The following is a 17,627-nucleotide window of genomic DNA, read 5'->3' on the forward strand; positions in this document are numbered from 1 at the left end:
AAGATCGTCCGAAGTTCTCAACCTTAAACTACGGAAAGCTGAAAAGTTTTTTCGTTATTTTGACAAAACCATGAACAATTACAAAATTAGCTGGACAAATACTGTTTTAACACCCGTTCAGACTCCGCTTTTACAAAGCCCCACAGCATAAAAAAACGATGATGGTACCCTCTGCACACATATTCGGCATGCAAACCATCCGCTTCGCGCTTCTCCTCATACACCTTTATTCCTGTTTCGCGGAATTTCCTTCTAATTCCAGCGAGGTCGAGCAGCACCCGATCCTGCATGCCGCGCATCATCGATTCATAAAACCGCGGCAGTTTAATGGCTGATGTGCCTATCACACGTATATCATGATCCAAAATACGCATAACAATGCCAAGCAAAACGTATTGCTTCACCAGCACAAGCTCTTCCTCGGTCTGTATCGGTGGATTAGCTGCCATTCTGACTTTTCCGCGGGCTTCTTCCTCTTTAGCGGCCATTGCCACCCCTCCAAATAAGAACGTTTGTTCTTATTATAGCGAGGAGCGAGGATTTGATGCAAGTTAATTTACTATTACCCAAAAGTTAACTTTTAATCCTGCTTGGCGTGATTGTTTGCGAGTCATTGATTCGCATCAGATGCATGACATAGGCATAAATCAATTTTTACCAAATCCAATGTAATACATCATGCTTAGAAATGCGGCTCGCTCGCGCTAACAACTGCATCTTCACTTTACCCAAAAAAATGAATACCCTTGTAAGAACGACTGCGTGCTTACAAGGGTATTGTTGTCATTACTTTAAAGTATTTCATTATGTACGTCTTCATATTACCATAGTAAAATTACGAAATTCAAAGTCAGCTAACCTGCTTATCCCAAACCAAACAGCCCCTATAAATACAAAAGGAACCATCGCTGTAATTCGCGTGATTCCTTCGGTGTTTCTTATTCAGCTTCGTCTGCTTCTCCTGCAGAGTAGGTGTACGTTTGATTGTTGGATTGACGCCCAGCCAGCTGCCCCGCAGTGCATCCGGTGTCATGCGCCCTTGCTGCGCCAGCTTCTGTCTTGCCTTTCTCGCCTTGCTAATAGACATTAGTAATGCCTCCCAAAAAAAGTATTATAAAGCAACGCCGCCGAGCAAGCATACATTTAGCTTCCTGCGGCTCGCTTCTTCCTATTATACGATGAAAACGTCCTTTGCGAAAGACGCTAACGCGCGTGCAATAATTCAAACTCCTTGCGCAGCATCGTAAATACAAGCAGCTCAATAAAATTCCCATCCTCAAACTCAAATTCCCTCGGCTGACTATCCTGTTTGAAACCGAGCTTACAGAGCAGGTTAATCGATGCAGTGTTTGACGGATCTACCTTTGCCTCGATGCAATGGAGCTTCATGCTGTTGAAGCCAAAAGCGATAATGGGCGCCGCTACCTCACTCATAATCCCTTTCCGCCAGTAGCTTGGAGATAGATCATAACCTAAATCCGTACGCGCATGCTCCTTCAAATAATGTAAAAACCCACATGTGCCGATTACTTTACCCGAGCTCTTCTCTTCAATTATCCATCTGATGCCTATTTGTAGAGCATAAATCTCCAAATGCCAATTCATTTCCTGCCATGCCTCGTCTTCTGCCGAGAAAGGCAGCAGCGGTGTATATTTGACAACATCATCATTGGAATAGAGCTCAAACAATTCATGCACATCTCGCTGCTCTGTTTTTCGCAAAATAAAACGATCCGTCTCTATTCGCGGAAACGTCTGAAATGAGAATGACGCACCCATCCATTCAACCCCTTTTCCCATCATACAAACACGTAAAATACATAATCTTTCCCTTGCATCATAAGCTTGTAAAATGAGCCTTGCATGTGAGCTTGCCATATAATCACGTTTGCGGGAGGAAAATAACGCATGTTAAATCCAAATGAGCACAGCCGCGAAGAAGCACGCTTCTTCACATCGACTGATCCGAGGATAGATACGCTTATCTATCCTTTGCCTGAAACCTGGTGGAGCCGTCCCTATGAGTATGAATGGTGCCGAACGCTCATTTCACCAAATGATATCGTACTGGATGCAGCCTGCGGCATTTCGCACCCTTTAAAATTTTATTTGGGCGGCGTTTGCAAGGAAGTACATGCTTGCGATTTCGATGCGCGCATTAGCTCATGGGAGGCTATTTCTCAGGAAATTATTCAGGACGTAGGTCAGCCCGCTCTCCATTTAATAACCAACCACCAAGGCTGGTCCAAGGTTCAATATGCTCAGGCAAGTATAACTGACCTTCCTTATGAGGATAATTATTTTGACATCATCTTCTGTATTTCTGTGCTTGAGCATCTAAGACATGTAGATCAGGACCTCAGCTTAAAAGAATTCGCAAGAACAGTGAAACCAGGAGGCCGGATCGCGCTAACCTTCGATTATCCGACAGTTGACTTGCAGCAGCTCAAACGAGCCGCCGAATCTGCAGGACTCATATATGGCGGCGAATTTGAGGCTGCACCCAGCTCTACTGCCATTAGCTCAAATATGTGGGGAACGCTTTATTGCTTTAGAGTACTGTTAAGCAAACCAGTATGATTTTCTATTTGGGATGAATGGCGTATGGAGCAGAGCAGCCTTAACCGAACAACTAATCCTCTCGTCCGCTTAATGGCTTATTGTCGTAAACCGTTGTTCGGTTTCTGCCTGCTTCCTTCGAGCGATAAAGCGCTTGATCCGCCATTTCAATTATTTCCTTCGCTTCCTTCGCCTTCCCACTCGAGATTGAAATGCCGATTGAAACGTAGATTGGACTGCCAGTCGGACTGGCGCCAGCAGCGATTCCTTCTCTAAGCCGCTCCGCAATATTTGTTGCCGTAGGAATGCTTCCTAGCTTAACCAGTATGCCAAACTCTTCACCGCCGTAGCGGAAGCTAAGATCGTGACTTCTGGAAAATGCTTTTATTTGCGCAGCTGTATAGATTAATACTTCATCTCCAATAAGATGCCCGTGCTGATCGTTAATTTTTTTGAAATGGTCAACATCCAGCAGTATAAGCGCAAACGGTATATCCTCGGCAATCCACTCCTGAATGGTCAAATCAAATGTTTTCCTATTCGCAAGTCCCGTAAGCCCATCCAATCGAATTTCCTTGTTCAGTAAATTAAAATGGTTATTTATACTTTGATTAAGCTGTCTCACTTCATAGATGTAAGAATTTGTTTTGGGCATTTTGGAACGTATCGCCTTTGTTGATAAAATCGCTTCCTCTGAGAAAGCAGCTAGTTCAAATAGAGGCTTCGATATTAAATGGGAAACATACCACGCAAGCAGCAGGATTACGATAAATAACGGGAGAAATTGTAGCAGTATACTCCATATCAATTCATTTAATGGCTTATCAATAATTGAAGCAGGCGTTTGTGCTACAATAGCCCAACCGGTTATCGACTCGCTCGCATAACCCGCAAAGTAACGATTCTCCTTTGAGTTAACAATCTCCTGCGATCCGCTATGTCCAGCTAATGCCTTATTAATAACCTCATTTGAAGTAATTTTTTCATTAATTCGCTTATGGTCCGGATGGAAAATAAGGCGACCTTGCTTATCTGCAACGTAGACGTAAGAGCCGTTTCCGTAAAAATGTTCGTTGAGCAATTTGCTTAGCGCGTTGCTCTCGCTCAAATAAATGGTTCCAGCTACAAAACCTTCATATTCGCCATGTTCATTGAATATGGGTGAAGAAATTAGCATAAGAAGCTGGTTCGTTGTTGTCCCCACATAAGGCTCTGAAATAAGCGGTCTTTTCTGTTCAACCGCTTGTTTCGATGCATAAGAATTCAGCACTGCCCCGGCCTTGACTCCTCCGCTTGAAAAACTAGATAACATCACTTTACGATTGGAATCCACAATGATAATCGCATTAAAATATTGCTCATTCGCATCGTACCAGCTATCCAATTCCTTTTGCGATATATTTTGTATGCCTGCTCTTGCAGCGATGGCATCAACATTATTTCCGATAATATCCAATAATTCTTTCGTATTAGAGGACAGCTTTTGCGCATATTGATAATTGCTTTCCAAATAACCCGACGTTAATGAAGTCTTGTTTGTCATCCATGCAAAATAACCGCCGATGATGGCGGTTAAGATAACAGAGCCGATTACGAACAGCCCCAAGACGAATCGAAGTTTTAAGCCTTTGCGTGTACCCACAGTTGTTCCTTCTCTCGTTGCCAAAGTACAGCCTTATTTTAGCGTATATGGGCGAGAAAAGAAATAGTCCTTACTTTCGTCTATACAGAAGCCGGTTGAAGAATAGCCGTTAACAGGCCTGGAAAGCGAGCATCCAAATCCTCAGTGCGCAGCGTCAAAAAATGCTGTGTGCCTTGCTTTCTAACATTCACTATACCCGCTTCACGCAATGTACGGAAATGATGCGTCATTGTAGACTTTACGACAGGAAGATCAAAGTGGCCGCAGGACTGTTCGCCATGCTTAACGATAGCGACAACAATGCTAAGCCGAATAGGATCACTTAATGCATATAAAACAGAAGTAAGCTCAATATCCTCACGATTGGGATGGAATAATATTTTCAATGGCATTCGCACCTCTCTCATTAAGTACTTATTGCATTATACCATAGCTCATGCTATATTTTCATTGTACGATAATATTCGTACAATGAAAATAGATAAAGAGACAACTTTGGAGGTTCTATATGAGAAACAGTGCCGCTGTTACTGTCCCACCCGTATTCACCGAGGAGCGGCCCGCCTTTAGAGACGGTCTCGTTATCCCGCTGCTAGGTTTAACCGTAATTATTGTGATCATGAATACGATGATGTTTAATCTGGCCTTGCCCCAAGTCACGGCTCAGTTTATGCTATCCCCATCGGCAGCTTCATGGATCATAACTGGTTATTCTATTATATTTGCCATTTCTTCCATTACCTACAGCAGACTCTCTGACTTTGTTCCGATTCGTCTGCTGCTCACGATTGGCTTAATCGCCATGGGCGGCGCATCAGTGCTTGGTTATTTTAGTCATCATTATGTACTGCTGCTTGTCGCGCGCCTGATTCAAGCTTGCGGAGCGGGCTCCGTCCTTAGTTTAACCATCGTGCTCATTACACGATTCATTCCACTTGCTCGCCGGGGCAAATCCATGGCACTTATTACTTCGGCTGCGTCACTTGGCCTTGGTCTAGGCCCCGTCATCGGCGGTGCTATAACACAGTATTTGGGCTGGAACGATCTGTTTATCGTTACCGGAATCTCACTTTTACTCATTCCTGTGTTTTATCGACTGCTGCCGGTTGAACCATCGAACAAGGGGTCCTTCGATATTCTAGGTGCCGCACTTGTCGGAATTGGCTCCACAGGTGTTCTGCTCTATATTACGAACCATTTCTTGATTGCTCTTATTGGCGGAATCCTAGCGCTAATCTTATTCTGGATACGGATTAATCGTGCAGTAAATCCTTTTGTTCAGCCTACTTTGTTCCGCAATAAAAGGTATATTCGTCTGATTACACTTGGTGTTGTATCTTACATTAACAATTTTTCTACACTATTTTTGCTGCCTCAGGTGCTTATTCACCTGTTCAAGCTGACACCAGGTCAAGCAGGTCTCATTATTTTTCCGGGAGCCATTGTAGCTATGCTTTCCTCCAATCGCATTGGAAAAATCATTGATCAACACGGCAACAGCTTGCTGCTTCGGCTAACTCCTTGCTTTCTATTGCTCGCTGCTGTTTCTTTCGCCTTGTTCGCGGATCAATCCATCTACGTTGTCATGGCAATTTATATCGTGATGAGCGTTAGTTTCTCCGCGTTAAACTCGGGCGTTTCGAACGAGCTGTCAAGAATTTTACCAAGTGAGCATGTAGGTGCTGGAATGGGCTTGTTCCAGCTGTCGCAATTCATTAGCGGCGCTTTCAGCGTAGCGATTAGCGGTATCGTTCTCGCTGCACAAAGCACTGTTCCGCTTGGCCGTGCTTTTTCAAATATATTTTGGGGAATGGGCGTCATTGCCGCCTTCGCCATTGCAGCATCGTGGTTGTACTATTTCTCTTCCAAGCAGCAGCTCGATGAGTCAAATCTACGTTAAGCTAAACGATATGCTTTAACGCCTCTTTCTTGCTAAGCGGCGAGAGCGGCGTTTCTTCTACAAACCGATGCACACAGGCTGCATCGGTTTTTGCATATTCTCTAAGCGCCCAGCCGATAGCTTTGCGAATGAAAAACTCGCTTTCGTCCTTCGTGCGGCGTATATAGTCAAATAATCGATCTGTATCCGTATCATGCTTGTACTTAAGCTGAAACAACAAAGCAGTTCTGCGGAGCCACATCTGATCAGAATCGATCCAGCGCTCCGTATACTCCGCTGTTAATTCCGGATATTTCGAGAGCTGACTGCCGACTAAATGCGCTGCCAGAAAATCAACGGTATCCCACCAAGAATGGGTCGTTACCCACCGCTCCAGCCTGTCGATATGTGAAGGCTCAGCCTCTTTGCTGTATCTTTCCATCAAACCCATCGCTACATAATGGAACTCTCGCTCGTTCAGCTGCCATAGCTGCTCTGCTGTTTGCAGCAGCGCCTCGCCCTTCGGCTTTTCATTTTGCTTCCAAAACTCGCGCAGCAGCTGCGTTCGCTCCGGAGTCTTTAGGCCAAGAAATATAAATTGGCCGCGCATGTAAGCCTCCATAGGCTGAGCCGTCTCCGGATTGGCGTGCTCCCTGAACAAAGCTTCCAAAGCATGCGCAATTGCAGTCATCAAATACCAGCTCCTTTTCTTGAACGATAACACAAAGCAGCCCTGACCATCAACGATGGTCAGGGCTGCTTCATAGTAACTATTTTGCCAAATAATCTTATTAAGCCGCTTCGTTATGCAAATATCTAAAGAATGGCTTATCTACCCAAAATTGAGTAGGCGTAATGTTGACATTAGGATCAATGGCTTTAAATCCTGCAACGACCTTCGCAGAATCCTCATTAAGCGAGAACGGGTTAACTGTATAAGGGCTATCTGGATCTGTAATAAAGTTGTTCGTAATAATTTCATAATCCTTCAGTGCAGTTTGTGAGTAGTAGAGCGGCTGCCACCATGATGCAACGATAAGTCCTGCTTGATCCTCTTCATCTTTCTTCGCATAAGCTAGAACAACGTCTTGGAAAGCTGCTTTATCTGCCGCAGTTGCAAATTCAAATTCAAGGTCATACTCTTTGGAATACGAAATATAATTGCCATTTGCAATTTTAACTACGTTTGGACCAGGATTGCCCCATTCCGCTAGAAAAATAAATGCGGATGTTTTTGGCTCGAATTGCACTTTCGCATTTAGGCCTTCACTGCGAAGCAAACCAATAAGCTGAATCGCGTGATTAAAATCGGAATGACCGTAAATCAGAGACAAAGAATCGATGAAGTTAGCATTGAAACGGGAGTCCTTGATGTTGTAGCCTGTGATCAAGCTTTGCTCCAAAGCAGTATTTACCAGCTTTTGCAGCTTAGGCGCATCGATAATATCAGAAGTTTCGTAAGCGCTGCTTAGCTTTTGGAAAATATCGTTGTCGTTAACATAACCGATATACTTTTTGTAAAGACCTTTTGTAATAAGCACTTTACCAAGCAGCGTGTGGATCAATTGATCATTTGCTGCATTCTTTGGTTTGAAACCTGTGTAAAATTCAGCTGGCAGCAAGCCTGTATCTACTGCTGCAGCAACTTCTTGCGCACCTTTTGTGCCAAGCGCGCTGCTTTTAACGTTCAGCTTCGTTAGTACTTTGTTTACTTTAACAGCCGGGTATGTATAGGCAAGCTCCTTCAAATCTGCTGCTCTTACCGCAATGGAAATCGCTACAGCGCTTGTAAGTGCTTGATCGCCTTGAATGGCTGGGCCAGACAAAATGCCTTTCTCATACAAAGCCACCGCTGCTGGATAAAGCTTATTATCTGACTTTACATCGGAGAAAGTGACTTCTTTGCCTGATGGCTCGTAACCAAGAATATCAGCTACTGCTTCAATGAATTCACCCTTCGTCACTTTGCTGGAGAGGCTGACATTAAATTTTTCTTTCAAAAACTGCTTATACTGCGCTGCGCCATCTTCCTTTAGTGCCGCTGCTTCAGACGGAGCCGCAAAGGCTGCTGATTGTGTAAAGATAACAGAGAAAGATAAGAGGAGTGCTACTAGCAGTTTTGTGTATGATGCTTTTGTGTTTTTCATGAACATTGCCTCCATGTTTCTAATTCCGATGTTTTTAATCGGGTATGAGTAATGTTCCATAGTATACCAGCTAAAAAATGAAAGTGTCAATAAATATATTTTATTTATTAAGTTTTTCTTTGCCCGGATATCATCGTTATTTTGTCATATAATATTTCATTCGTTTTTACTTTTAGCAGAGATAACCTTACACCACTCAAGAACCGCTTTGTCGACTTCATCCATTTGACCAATTTCTTCAATTAAATCCCAAAGTACGATCTGCTCAGTTTCTTCATTTGCTTGGAATGGGACGAGCTTATCTACATTAGCATAATAAATGGGATTATATTTGATATCTCCATTAGGCTTCTTCACTTTTATCAACCCGATGAACTCGAAGTCATTAACGATTTGTGATGTTTCTTCGAATAACTCCCTGCTTGCACATTCCCTCGGTGTTTCCCCTTCCTCTCTTCCCCCTGCGGGCACTTCCCATTGTTGTCTCCACTTGTTAAAACAAATAAGAAATCGCTCGTCACAATTGATTACCGCGTATGAACCCGCCAAAAGTACATCCTCGCTGAGGTCATCCTCTTTCATAGGCAGGCATGCCAATAGCTCAAAACCATCTTTATTGGACGTTATACTCAACATTATCTCTCCTTCCATCATTAACTTACCTTCGATTACTCCACTTTATAAGAGATTTATGGAATTCGTGTAGCTCTAACTTAACGTAGTACTCGCAATAACAACTTTATTTAGTCATCATTTTCAGTTCAATCAGACCGACCTAACAATACAAAAAGACTGCCCCTCGGCAGCCTTCATATAGAAATACAATTAATTCGCAGCATCCATTTGCTTATGTATGATGATGATTTACTATAAATCTTCAAAGCCGACCGCTATAAAAATACCCGCACTAACGACTGTAATATGAACAATAGAAAATAAAACATGTACAGAAACTACATTCAAATCTTTTCTTGTCAGCTGGGGACTCGTTCTTAACTTATATATGGAAAAGCCAATTAGTCCCGTTATGAATAATGATTGAGCCAACCATCTTGAAACGGTTAAAAAAGCTGGAGTATTATTAACGATCGGGTTTAAAAACCATCGAAATGGATCAAATAACATTGCCGAAAGAATCATAGCCCATGCCAACAAATGAATCGGCAAAGCAGTTAAAATATGGTTTCGAATAGCTGCTCTCCTCCTATTTTCAATCAGATATCATAGAGACGTGACAATTTAGAACAATGTTGCTTTGCTAACGGACATCAGGTACTCTATTTGCTACATTTTCACCCTTTTTTGCGAACTAACGGACATAGAGGACCTTATTCAGCTTCAAAAGTCATAATTTTACTTCATTTCACATCCATAACGTATCCTATGTCCGTTTGCAAAACTCGTACCATTGATTCTAAAAAAACCGCAAAAGGCTGCCTTGTTGGCGAACTTTTTACGGCTTTAGGTGATCGTGCCTCGCTGGATAAAGTTGATTTATTCTTATTTCTGCTCCATAGCTTTAAACTGTTTAATTAAACCTTCGATATCAATTCCGTTTATAGTTAAACCAGAAATATCGCAGTTGTCCAACTTAGCGTTCTTTAAATTACAATCCGTAAACACGCTTTGATGTAGATTACAATTGGTTAATTGCACAGGTGTTCTGTTGAATTCAACATCAGGCTGATTTGGATTGCCGAATCCAATGTTGCGAAAATGGGCTCCGCCCCACTGTGCACCGTCAATAACAAACTCACTCAAATTAGCATCGGAGATATGTAATCCCGTTACATTCACATCATTCATATTCATACCGCTAAGATTACAACAGTTAAACGTGACCTGCTCCGCACAAACATTTTTGAAGCTGGAAGCTGTAACATCTGAATTAACGATTGTCAGGATCTCTTTTTCATTTTCTAATTTCATATTTTACCCTCCAAATTATCGTTTGAATTCTATTCTAGTTTAAAACAGCAGCTGATTTCTGTCCAAAATAATATTCACAATATCATGTACTTAAATAAATGACATATAGTAGATTTTATTATTGCACGGCAGATTCTTCAATCAAAAAAAGTACCCCTCGTTCCTCAGTGGCTTGCAAACTAGCCTCAACACCATTTGGAAGTACAATCATAGGGTCCGTGTGGCCAAAATCCGCATCATATATGATCGGAAAATCGTATCCTCTCGTTGCATTCTGCAGCAGCTCTTGCAATGAATCTTCTTCATTAAATCCTACATTCGAGTGGAATCTTCCAATAATCAGACCGGAAATTTGATCAAAGATACCCATCTGGCGAATTTGTGTAACATATCTATCAATTGTACTTGGCTGCTCACTCTCGTCGTCTTCTAGACACAAAATTTTGCCCTCGAAGCTTGGTAAATAGGGTGTACCCGCCAGCAGGAGAAGTGTACCCATATTCGCAGCTAGTATAGGCCCTCTTGCATGCCCTGGCTTTAAAATCTTCATGCCTGTATTAGGGACGGTCGCTCTTGGGCGTGAATCGTCAATGTCCCAGCTTAAATGTTCCTCTGTCCAATGATCGCTGGAGTCAATCTTTCCAATTGGTGTATCCTTCATTAAGGTTCTCACAAAGGAATGGTATGTAAAATCAATAAGTCCGCCAAATTCTCCGAATTGCGGCATAATAGCGGGTCCCATAAATGTAATAAGATTTGTTTTCGCATGTATGCCTGCTAGAAGTGCAGTGATATCGCTATACCCCATTATAATTTTCGGATGGCTGCTAATAAGCGAATAATCTAATTCTTCAAGCAGCTGATGTGAATTGTATCCGCCTATTGTAGCGATAATTGCTTTTACATCAGGGTCACGAATCATATGATGAAAATCATCCAAACGATTATTTAGGCTGCCAGCCGTGTGACCAGTCCTCTTCCTGCTATGCTGTCCTGTAATTACTTTAAATCCCATATTTTCTAAAGCAGCTATTCCACGATTCAATCTGTTTGGGCAATAAAATGCAACCGGCGAGGATGGTGAAACAATTCCAATGGTATCTCCGGGTTTTAGTTTATCGGGTTTCAATTGTGAGGATGTCAAGGAATAACCCTCCTTATCATTCTTTTAAAATAAATATATACAAATATTTGTAAGTTCTCAATCACTCTTACAATAAAAAAAAGCTGCCATTGCGGCAGCCATTCACTCGAACTCATTACTCACACGCACTAGGATTGTAGATTCCTCATCCTATTTCGAGTCTTCACACCACTGCTCTTAAATGGACTTCATCCGATTATTCCTTGGATTATGCTCTAATTCTGCAAGTCCCAGCTTCTCCATTAATGGTGGAAGATACATTCCGAATCTGCCGCGCAGCCCTTTTTTCAATCCATACCAGCCGCCAATCGGGTTTTCAGACGAGCGTCCCCATGCTTCAACGGTACCCTCTTTTGCAGGCTTCTGCTCATCGGCGCTGCCAAGCTCAATCCAGTCACCATGTTGTTTGAGCATCGCGCTTAAGTCTTCGATGCAGCGGAAATCATAATGCAAGACCGTCTTCCCAACTGTGCATACTAAAATTTGTTTACCGTCCTTTTCATCCTTATACATTTCATATTCAGATGTCTGAGGGGGTGTTTTTAATTTCCATGGGTTTTCTTTTGTACCTTCTGTAAACGTCATATGTATTCGCTCCTTTTGTAATCCACTCTTATTATGTACTTTATCTTTCAGATATCCTTCAGAAGTTACTACATTCGATAAAAAAATTACTTTTCCTTTATGACGCAGTAGCACAGCAGCCGCTCGATGAGTTCAGTTTTACTTCTAACGGACATAGAAGCCCTTATTTTCAAATTTAAAGGCCAAATTAGCTTCTAACGGACATAGAGTCCGTTATTTGGCAGAAATCGCAGTCAATTATAGCGATTCGAGCTAAATAACGGCCTTTATGTCCGCAACTACGGCCAATAGAAGGAAATAAAGCAAATAAGGCATCTGATGTCCGCTATTATCAAAAACAACTTCCGCTTACGAAAGAATCTCCCACTTCGCCCATATTTCTTGCGGATTCAATTCGTATATATCATTTTCTCTAAACATTAATTGGTGCATAATGAACTCTCTGCGAATGGTCGCGAAGTCGTCATGATAACCTTTGATAAACGCGTTAATTTCCTTCTCTGTATACTGTTTCCCTCTCGTCAAATGAGAAACCATATGCTGAAGCACGATCAACTTTTTCTTATGCTGAGCCGGCATATGCTTAAGCTTACCCTCAGCAGTAAAAAAGTTGCGGATGACTGAATCCTTCAGTTTCTTATTGCTATCCTCCATGTTGTCCACTCCTTTCTCTGTACCTGCATTACGGTAAATGAGCTCCGCCGCCGCATTAGCGTTACTCTTAATAAAATAATGGTTCAGCGAAAAATAAATCGTATTTTTCTCTCTGCGTTCATTAATTAAGCTGGCCTCTCTTAATTTGGTTGCATGATGCGTAATCGTAGCAGGCGTCACGCCTAATTTCTCTGCCAGCACCTGCCCATTAAGCTCACCTTCAGCCAGCATAATCAACATTTTAATTCTCGTCGGATCGGATAATGCCTTATGATAGGCTACCACCTTATCTAATTGCACCGTTCGCCACCTCTTCCTCCATCAAACAAATTTAACTTATGTCTAATTAGATGTTTATCTAATCAGATAATAATACGCCACCTATTATTTGTCAAACATAATAATCTCGAAAATACATATAGTCAGCTTGGCGCATAAAAAAAAGCTGACAGGTCTCTGCCTGCCAGCATAAAATAAACTCCTCTTACTCAACTACGATGCATCGTTAATTTTCCGAATACAAATTGTCATCATCCGCAATGCTCTGAATGTCCTCCGAGCTTATGCTGAAATAGCCATAGCCCTCAGCCTGCTGTTTCTTTAACGCTTTTTCTTTAAAAAACTTGGGGCTGCCCTCGCCTGCATCCTCATCATAAACGAGCAGAATACCGTCCGTTTTCCGAAACAGCAGCTCGTCCCTAGCCGTAAACTGCCAAATGCCATTATAGGGCTGGTTGCTGACCGAAGCGTAATAATCGACCCCTTTTAAAACCTGCTGATAAAACTCCTTTTTATCATCCTTCCATTTCTCTTCCGGATTGCTGTATGCCGAAATAATTGAAAGTCTCAAATGAGGATAAATTTCCTTCAGCGCAATAACGACCTCGCACGCCCACAAATCCACGCCATATTGACCCGGGGTAATCACCCACTCAAGCCCATCTTCTATAAGCGGAACCAGCTTGCCTGTCAGCGCTTTTTTTATATAAACAATGCCCTCATGCTTCTGGCTAAAAATATTAAGCTCATGCGCTCGGTAGCCCGTTACGAGTAAATTTTTCATTTGTCCAACGCCTTTTCGGATAATTATGGTTTACATCTATCCAGTGTATGCTATAGTAGAAAAAATACAAATTGCATATAAACCTATTTATTTCACTAGGGGAGCCTAACGGCTGAGATGGAGCAACTGCTCCGGACCCTTGGAACCTGATCTGGATCATTCCAGCGGAGGGAAGTGGAGCAGCAAAGCATTCATTCATGCGCGCAAGCCTTGTGTGATCGTTAGACCCGCTCATTTCCCCTCGGAAATGGGTGGGTCTTTATTTGTTTACGGAGGGATGCGTATTACAGCCATAATCTCACTTCACCAAGTAAGCTACACCTACGACAAGCTTGCTGAAACATCTATACTGTCTAATCTTTCGCTTCAAGCCCATTCTGGTGAGTTTGTCTCTATCATCGGTGCTAGCGGCTCAGGCAAAAGCACTCTCTTTAAGCTCATGGCCGGATTGCTTCAGCCTAGCCTAGGCGAAATTAGGCTGCGTGGCAAGCCTGCACCCAATCGTCTCGGCAAGATTGCTTATATGCCGCAAAAGGATTTTCTTCTGCCATGGAGAACAATACTCGGCAATTGTCAGCTTCCACTTGAGCTGACATGCAGCAATCCCCATTATACCACGATCCAAATCATGGAGCTGCTAGAGCGCTTCGGACTAGCAGGCTATGAACAAGCTTACCCTGACGAGTTGTCAGGCGGCATGCGACAGCGGGCAGCTTTTCTGCGCACGCTAGTAACCGGACAAGAGCTGCTGCTGCTGGACGAACCGTTTGGCGCGCTTGACGCCATGACCAAACGCGGCATGCATAAGTGGCTGCTTGAGCTGTGGAGCGACCTTGGAAAAACTGTCCTCTTTATCACACATGATCTTGAGGAAGCGATATTGCTGAGCGATCGCATTTATTTATTGCCAAGTGCAGCTAACGAGGCGCAAGGGATGCAGGAAATAGTCGTTCCTTTGCCGAGACCAAGACACTATGAGCAAAATTATGAACCCGACTTCATCAAGCTGCGGCAAGATTTGGAGCGAAGACTGCATGCGCAAACCTCTAATTAACCAGTGGCTGAGCCATTACGGTCTTTTCATACTGCTGCTCGTTAGCTTGTTGTTCATTTGGCAATGGGTCGCACAGCTCGGACTGGTTCCGTCCTACATACTGCCGTCACCTAGCTCAATAGCTCAGGCATTAATCGAAGACGGCCATCTGCTGCTTGGCAAACATCTGCTGGCTACGCTTAAAGAAGTGTCCCTCGGTTTTCTATTGTCGATTGTTATTGGGACTGCGCTCGCAGCAGGCATGCACACTTTCCGAATACTGGAGAAGGCGCTGTACCCGTTTGTCGTCATCAGTCAGACCATCCCGCTTATCGCTCTGTCGCCAATTTTCATTATGTGGTTTGGCTATACGATTTGGAGCAAGGTCGCTGTTGTTTTTTTGACTGCTTTTTTCCCTATCGTTGTGAGCACCTATGACGGACTTAAGAAAAGCGGTAGCGAATATGAAGAGCTGCTGCTCACAATGGGAGCAACACGCTGGGGTATTTTCCGGAAAATACAAGTCCCCATCGCCCTACCGTCCTTTTTCTCAGGACTTAAGCTGTCGATCGTTTATTGCGTTGTCGGCGCCACCATCGGTGAATGGCTTGGAGGCAGTGAAGGCCTAGGCTACTATAGCCGCCGAATGTCCAGCAATTTGAACGCAGATTCCATGTTTGCATCTGTTTTCCTGCTATCCCTCATTGGCATCTTATTATTTGCTGCCATTGTCCTTTTGGAGAAATCAATACTAAAGAGAAAGAGGTTCAATACATGATCATCAACGCAAAAATGAAATGGATAATGCCAATGCTTGCTTCTCTGCTGCTTGTGCTTAACGGGTGCAGCAGCAACGCTGTCCCAACTGAAAACAAACCCGAGGACACTTCGGCTAAACAAAATCCTCAGACTATTAGCATTATGCTCGACTGGTATCCAAATGCGGTGCATTCCTTCCTCTATGCGGCTCAAACAAACGGTTATTTTGCGAAGCATGGTTTAGAGGTTAACATTCAAATGCCCGCGGATACGAATGACGCGTTGAAGCTAGTGGCTGCCGGCAAGGTTGATTTGGCGCTCAGCTACCAGCCACAGGTATTGATGGCTCGCGGCGAGGATATTCCTGTTAAATCCATTGCAGCAATCGTCAGGCATCCGCTTAATCATCTAATGGTACCAGCAGGCGGAAGCGCCAAATCACCCAAGGACCTTGTTAGTAAAAAGGTGGGCTTCTCCTCCATCCCTCTCTATGAAGCAATGATGCGCACTATGATTAAGCATGATGGCGGCGACCCGCAAAATGTCGAAATGATTGACGTTGGTTTTTCCTTTATTCCAGCTATAGCAACCAACAAGGTCGATGCGATCATCGGCGGATTTATTAATCATGAGCAATTGCTGCTTGCCAAGGAAGGGCATCCCATGACGGCGATAAACCCAACTGATTTTGGCGTGCCGGATTATTACGAGCTTGTGCTTGTAGCAAGTGAGCAAGGACTGGCCGAGAAGCAGGCGTTGTTCAAAAGCTTCATTGCAGCCATTACGGAGGGTCAACAATTTGTAGCTGAAAATAAACAAAAATCGTTGTCGATTTTAGTTGAGCATGAGAACCAGACCTCCCCTCTCGATCAAGAAATCGAGACAAAAAGCTTGGACATTCTTCTGCCTCTCATGGATGCAGGGAAGCAATCATTTGGATATCAGGAGACTGCTTCTTGGTCAAATGTAAGGGATTGGCTCGTCGATAACGACTTGCTGCCAGACAAAATAAAGGCTGAGGATGCTTTTTCAAACTTGTAAATTTTGAAGGAGATGCACGGATGAGAAGATATCAAGCACTTACGATTGCAGGCTCGGACTCCGGCGGCGGCGCAGGTATTCAAGCTGATCTAAAAACATTTCAAGAGCTCGGCACCTATGGCATGTCGGTTATTACCGCAGTGACTGCGCAGAATACGCTTGGCGTTCAGGGCATCTACCCGCTGGATGCTGAGGCTATTAGCTGCCAGCTCGATTCGATCGGCGAGGATCTCGAGCCATCCGCAGTTAAGACAGGTATGCTGTTCAGCGCAGAAATTATAAAGATCGTTGCAATGAAAGTAAAGCAATATAACTGGCATAATCTCATCATTGATCCTGTCATGGTGGCGAAAGGCGGCTCACCTCTGCTTCAGCAAGAAGCTATTCAAACACTGATTACGTATTTGCTGCCGCTCGCGCTTATAACGACTCCTAACATTCCAGAAGCCGAACTTATCGCAAGAATCCCGATCCGGACATTTAGTGATCGAGAGGAAGCGGCCCGAATATTGCATCAGATGGGCTCACGCTTTGTTGTCATTAAGGGCGGCCACGGTTCAAGCAGTGAACCGCTCGTTGATCTCATCTACGATGGAGAACAATTTGTATATTTGGAAAGCAAACGTATCGACACTAAGCATACTCACGGCACAGGATGCACTTTCTCCGCTGCGATTGCAGCAGAAATTGCTCAAGGCAAACCTGTACTTGAAGCTATAAGAACTGCCAAAGCTTTCATTCAAGCCGCTATTGAAGATAAGCTGGGAATTGGGGGCGGGCATGGCCCAACCAATCATTTTGCTTATAGGGACAGACAGCGCTTGAGCTGATTGCATTTTATTAGAAATAGCAAACGCTGCTTCCATATAGGTCGCGGCGTTTACTAATTAGTCATGCTTTCATGCCTTTTCATCCTGCTTCGGCTGCAACAAGAAGGGCTCAATCATATTATCTATACTAATATATTCAGCTTGTGACGCGCTTGGAGCTGCAAGCGCTCGAACGGGAGATACTCCAAAGTTCGTTAACGCCGATGCTATGGTGCAAAGCAGTACAGACATACATATCGCATTTTTAATCATCGTTTGTCCACCTATTCTCCAGGACGTGTCTGAAAACCCGTTCAGTGGCACCTTTCACCGCCTTTTCACCCCCTGCTTCGTTCCGTTTGCTTGACGTACCCCGGTACGCC

At 43.6% G+C, this 17,627-nt stretch carries 20 protein-coding genes and 1 riboswitch; of the genes, 6 read left to right on the forward strand and 14 right to left on the reverse strand.

Features of this window, described 5'->3' with window-relative positions:
- Nucleotides 1–86 precede the first annotated feature (86 nt).
- From AC0VYE_RS22080 to AC0VYE_RS22090, 3 genes are all read right to left on the reverse strand, one after another.
- Nucleotides 87–488 carry a YhjD family protein gene (locus AC0VYE_RS22080; RefSeq protein WP_083681694.1) on the reverse strand — a complete coding sequence of 134 codons (402 nt, stop codon included), beginning with the start codon at nt 486–488 and terminating at the stop codon, nt 87–89.
- 362 nt (nt 489–850) lie between these two features.
- Nucleotides 851–1,087: a hypothetical protein gene (locus tag AC0VYE_RS22085; protein ID WP_076266781.1), complete on the reverse strand. Its 237-nt coding sequence runs from the start codon at nt 1,085–1,087 to the stop codon at nt 851–853.
- 116 nt (nt 1,088–1,203) lie between these two features.
- The gene (locus AC0VYE_RS22090; RefSeq protein WP_076266780.1) at nt 1,204–1,779 is read right to left on the reverse strand and encodes a GNAT family N-acetyltransferase; all 576 of its coding nucleotides are present in this window, start codon (nt 1,777–1,779) and stop codon (nt 1,204–1,206) included.
- A gap of 129 nt (nt 1,780–1,908) precedes the next feature.
- On the opposite strand from AC0VYE_RS22090, the gene AC0VYE_RS22095 reads away from it, so the two are divergent.
- Entirely contained in the window at nt 1,909–2,580 is a 672-nt protein-coding gene (locus AC0VYE_RS22095) for a class I SAM-dependent methyltransferase (protein WP_475442885.1), read from the forward strand.
- 52 nt (nt 2,581–2,632) lie between these two features.
- On the opposite strand, the gene AC0VYE_RS22100 is transcribed toward AC0VYE_RS22095, so the two are convergent.
- A complete protein-coding gene (locus tag AC0VYE_RS22100) occupies nt 2,633–4,201 on the reverse strand; it encodes a sensor domain-containing diguanylate cyclase (RefSeq protein ID WP_475442886.1) in 1,569 nt (522 codons plus the stop codon).
- Nucleotides 4,202–4,281: 80 nt separating this feature from the next.
- Complete coding sequence (locus AC0VYE_RS22105; RefSeq protein ID WP_475449684.1) at nt 4,282–4,587, reverse strand: ArsR/SmtB family transcription factor; 306 nt, start codon at nt 4,585–4,587, stop codon at nt 4,282–4,284.
- Between the two features lie 122 nt (nt 4,588–4,709).
- On the opposite strand from AC0VYE_RS22105, the gene AC0VYE_RS22110 reads away from it, so the two are divergent.
- Nucleotides 4,710–6,101 carry an MFS transporter gene (locus AC0VYE_RS22110; RefSeq protein WP_076266777.1) on the forward strand — a complete coding sequence of 464 codons (1,392 nt, stop codon included), beginning with the start codon at nt 4,710–4,712 and terminating at the stop codon, nt 6,099–6,101.
- Nucleotide 6,102: 1 nt separating this feature from the next.
- Here AC0VYE_RS22110 and AC0VYE_RS22115 read toward each other — a convergent pair whose 3' ends face one another.
- The 8 genes from AC0VYE_RS22115 to AC0VYE_RS22150 all read right to left on the reverse strand — a co-directional run bounded on the left by AC0VYE_RS22115 (nt 6,103) and on the right by AC0VYE_RS22150 (nt 13,602).
- Nucleotides 6,103–6,771 (reverse strand): DNA alkylation repair protein, encoded by a 669-nt coding sequence (locus AC0VYE_RS22115; protein WP_076266776.1) that lies wholly within the window; start codon nt 6,769–6,771, stop codon nt 6,103–6,105.
- Between the two features lie 100 nt (nt 6,772–6,871).
- The gene (locus AC0VYE_RS22120) at nt 6,872–8,227 is read right to left on the reverse strand and encodes a hypothetical protein (RefSeq protein ID WP_475442887.1); all 1,356 of its coding nucleotides are present in this window, start codon (nt 8,225–8,227) and stop codon (nt 6,872–6,874) included.
- 156 nt (nt 8,228–8,383) lie between these two features.
- A complete protein-coding gene (locus AC0VYE_RS22125) occupies nt 8,384–8,863 on the reverse strand; it encodes an NUDIX domain-containing protein (RefSeq protein WP_475442888.1) in 480 nt (159 codons plus the stop codon).
- An 864-nt stretch (nt 8,864–9,727) separates the two neighbouring features.
- A complete protein-coding gene (locus AC0VYE_RS22130) occupies nt 9,728–10,156 on the reverse strand; it encodes a pentapeptide repeat-containing protein (protein ID WP_076266773.1) in 429 nt (142 codons plus the stop codon).
- Nucleotides 10,157–10,274: 118 nt separating this feature from the next.
- Nucleotides 10,275–11,300, reverse strand: a complete 1,026-nt coding sequence (locus AC0VYE_RS22135; protein ID WP_475442889.1) for a S66 family peptidase — start codon at nt 11,298–11,300, stop codon at nt 10,275–10,277.
- A gap of 177 nt (nt 11,301–11,477) precedes the next feature.
- Complete coding sequence (locus tag AC0VYE_RS22140; RefSeq protein ID WP_475442890.1) at nt 11,478–11,885, reverse strand: DUF6855 family protein; 408 nt, start codon at nt 11,883–11,885, stop codon at nt 11,478–11,480.
- 348 nt (nt 11,886–12,233) lie between these two features.
- Nucleotides 12,234–12,839, reverse strand: a complete 606-nt coding sequence (locus tag AC0VYE_RS22145) for a DUF2087 domain-containing protein (RefSeq protein ID WP_475442891.1) — start codon at nt 12,837–12,839, stop codon at nt 12,234–12,236.
- Nucleotides 12,840–13,044: 205 nt separating this feature from the next.
- On the reverse strand, nt 13,045–13,602 hold the full coding sequence (locus AC0VYE_RS22150) for an SLOG family protein (RefSeq protein WP_076266769.1): 558 nt from the start codon (nt 13,600–13,602) through the stop codon (nt 13,045–13,047).
- An 87-nt stretch (nt 13,603–13,689) separates the two neighbouring features.
- A riboswitch (TPP riboswitch) is annotated at nt 13,690–13,792 on the forward strand.
- Nucleotides 13,793–13,879: 87 nt separating this feature from the next.
- On the opposite strand from AC0VYE_RS22150, the gene AC0VYE_RS22155 reads away from it, so the two are divergent.
- The 4 genes from AC0VYE_RS22155 to thiD are packed head-to-tail and all read left to right on the forward strand — an operon-like array spanning nt 13,880 to nt 17,265.
- On the forward strand, nt 13,880–14,656 hold the full coding sequence (locus AC0VYE_RS22155; RefSeq protein ID WP_475442892.1) for an ABC transporter ATP-binding protein: 777 nt from the start codon (nt 13,880–13,882) through the stop codon (nt 14,654–14,656).
- A complete protein-coding gene (locus AC0VYE_RS22160) occupies nt 14,637–15,413 on the forward strand; it encodes an ABC transporter permease (protein ID WP_475442893.1) in 777 nt (258 codons plus the stop codon). Before AC0VYE_RS22155 ends, AC0VYE_RS22160 begins: the two co-directional genes overlap by 20 nt.
- Nucleotides 15,410–16,435 carry an ABC transporter substrate-binding protein gene (locus AC0VYE_RS22165; RefSeq protein WP_475442894.1) on the forward strand — a complete coding sequence of 342 codons (1,026 nt, stop codon included), beginning with the start codon at nt 15,410–15,412 and terminating at the stop codon, nt 16,433–16,435. The genes AC0VYE_RS22160 and AC0VYE_RS22165 overlap by 4 nt, the downstream gene beginning before the upstream one ends.
- Before the next feature lie 20 nt (nt 16,436–16,455).
- On the forward strand, nt 16,456–17,265 hold the full coding sequence (gene thiD, locus AC0VYE_RS22170; protein WP_475442895.1) for a bifunctional hydroxymethylpyrimidine kinase/phosphomethylpyrimidine kinase: 810 nt from the start codon (nt 16,456–16,458) through the stop codon (nt 17,263–17,265).
- A gap of 69 nt (nt 17,266–17,334) precedes the next feature.
- On the opposite strand, the gene AC0VYE_RS22175 is transcribed toward thiD, so the two are convergent.
- Nucleotides 17,335–17,517 (reverse strand): hypothetical protein, encoded by a 183-nt coding sequence (locus tag AC0VYE_RS22175; RefSeq protein ID WP_076266766.1) that lies wholly within the window; start codon nt 17,515–17,517, stop codon nt 17,335–17,337.
- Nucleotides 17,518–17,627: the final 110 nt, after the last annotated feature.

Source organism: Pristimantibacillus sp. Z349TD_6 (assembly GCF_056173205.1).

Bases quoted from the DNA above. Each gene is read 5' to 3' on its own strand.
- AC0VYE_RS22085 (WP_076266781.1), bottom strand. From the start codon at position 1,087: ATGTCTATTAGCAAGGCGAGAAAGGCAAGACAGAAGCTGGCGCAGCAA.
- AC0VYE_RS22120 (WP_475442887.1), bottom strand. From the start codon at position 8,227: ATGAAAAACACAAAAGCATCATACACAAAACTGCTAGTAGCACTCCTC.
- AC0VYE_RS22155 (WP_475442892.1), top strand. From the start codon at position 13,880: ATGCGTATTACAGCCATAATCTCACTTCACCAAGTAAGCTACACCTAC.
- AC0VYE_RS22115 (WP_076266776.1), bottom strand. From the start codon at position 6,771: ATGACTGCAATTGCGCATGCTTTGGAAGCTTTGTTCAGGGAGCACGCC.
- AC0VYE_RS22110 (WP_076266777.1), top strand. From the start codon at position 4,710: ATGAGAAACAGTGCCGCTGTTACTGTCCCACCCGTATTCACCGAGGAG.
- AC0VYE_RS22125 (WP_475442888.1), bottom strand. From the start codon at position 8,863: ATGTTGAGTATAACGTCCAATAAAGATGGTTTTGAGCTATTGGCATGC.
- AC0VYE_RS22175 (WP_076266766.1), bottom strand. From the start codon at position 17,517: ATGATTAAAAATGCGATATGTATGTCTGTACTGCTTTGCACCATAGCA.
- AC0VYE_RS22090 (WP_076266780.1), bottom strand. From the start codon at position 1,779: ATGGGTGCGTCATTCTCATTTCAGACGTTTCCGCGAATAGAGACGGAT.
- AC0VYE_RS22140 (WP_475442890.1), bottom strand. From the start codon at position 11,885: ATGACGTTTACAGAAGGTACAAAAGAAAACCCATGGAAATTAAAAACA.
- AC0VYE_RS22165 (WP_475442894.1), top strand. From the start codon at position 15,410: ATGATCATCAACGCAAAAATGAAATGGATAATGCCAATGCTTGCTTCT.
- thiD (WP_475442895.1), top strand. From the start codon at position 16,456: ATGAGAAGATATCAAGCACTTACGATTGCAGGCTCGGACTCCGGCGGC.
- AC0VYE_RS22160 (WP_475442893.1), top strand. From the start codon at position 14,637: ATGCGCAAACCTCTAATTAACCAGTGGCTGAGCCATTACGGTCTTTTC.
- AC0VYE_RS22095 (WP_475442885.1), top strand. From the start codon at position 1,909: ATGTTAAATCCAAATGAGCACAGCCGCGAAGAAGCACGCTTCTTCACA.
- AC0VYE_RS22150 (WP_076266769.1), bottom strand. From the start codon at position 13,602: ATGAAAAATTTACTCGTAACGGGCTACCGAGCGCATGAGCTTAATATT.
- AC0VYE_RS22130 (WP_076266773.1), bottom strand. From the start codon at position 10,156: ATGAAATTAGAAAATGAAAAAGAGATCCTGACAATCGTTAATTCAGAT.
- AC0VYE_RS22080 (WP_083681694.1), bottom strand. From the start codon at position 488: ATGGCCGCTAAAGAGGAAGAAGCCCGCGGAAAAGTCAGAATGGCAGCT.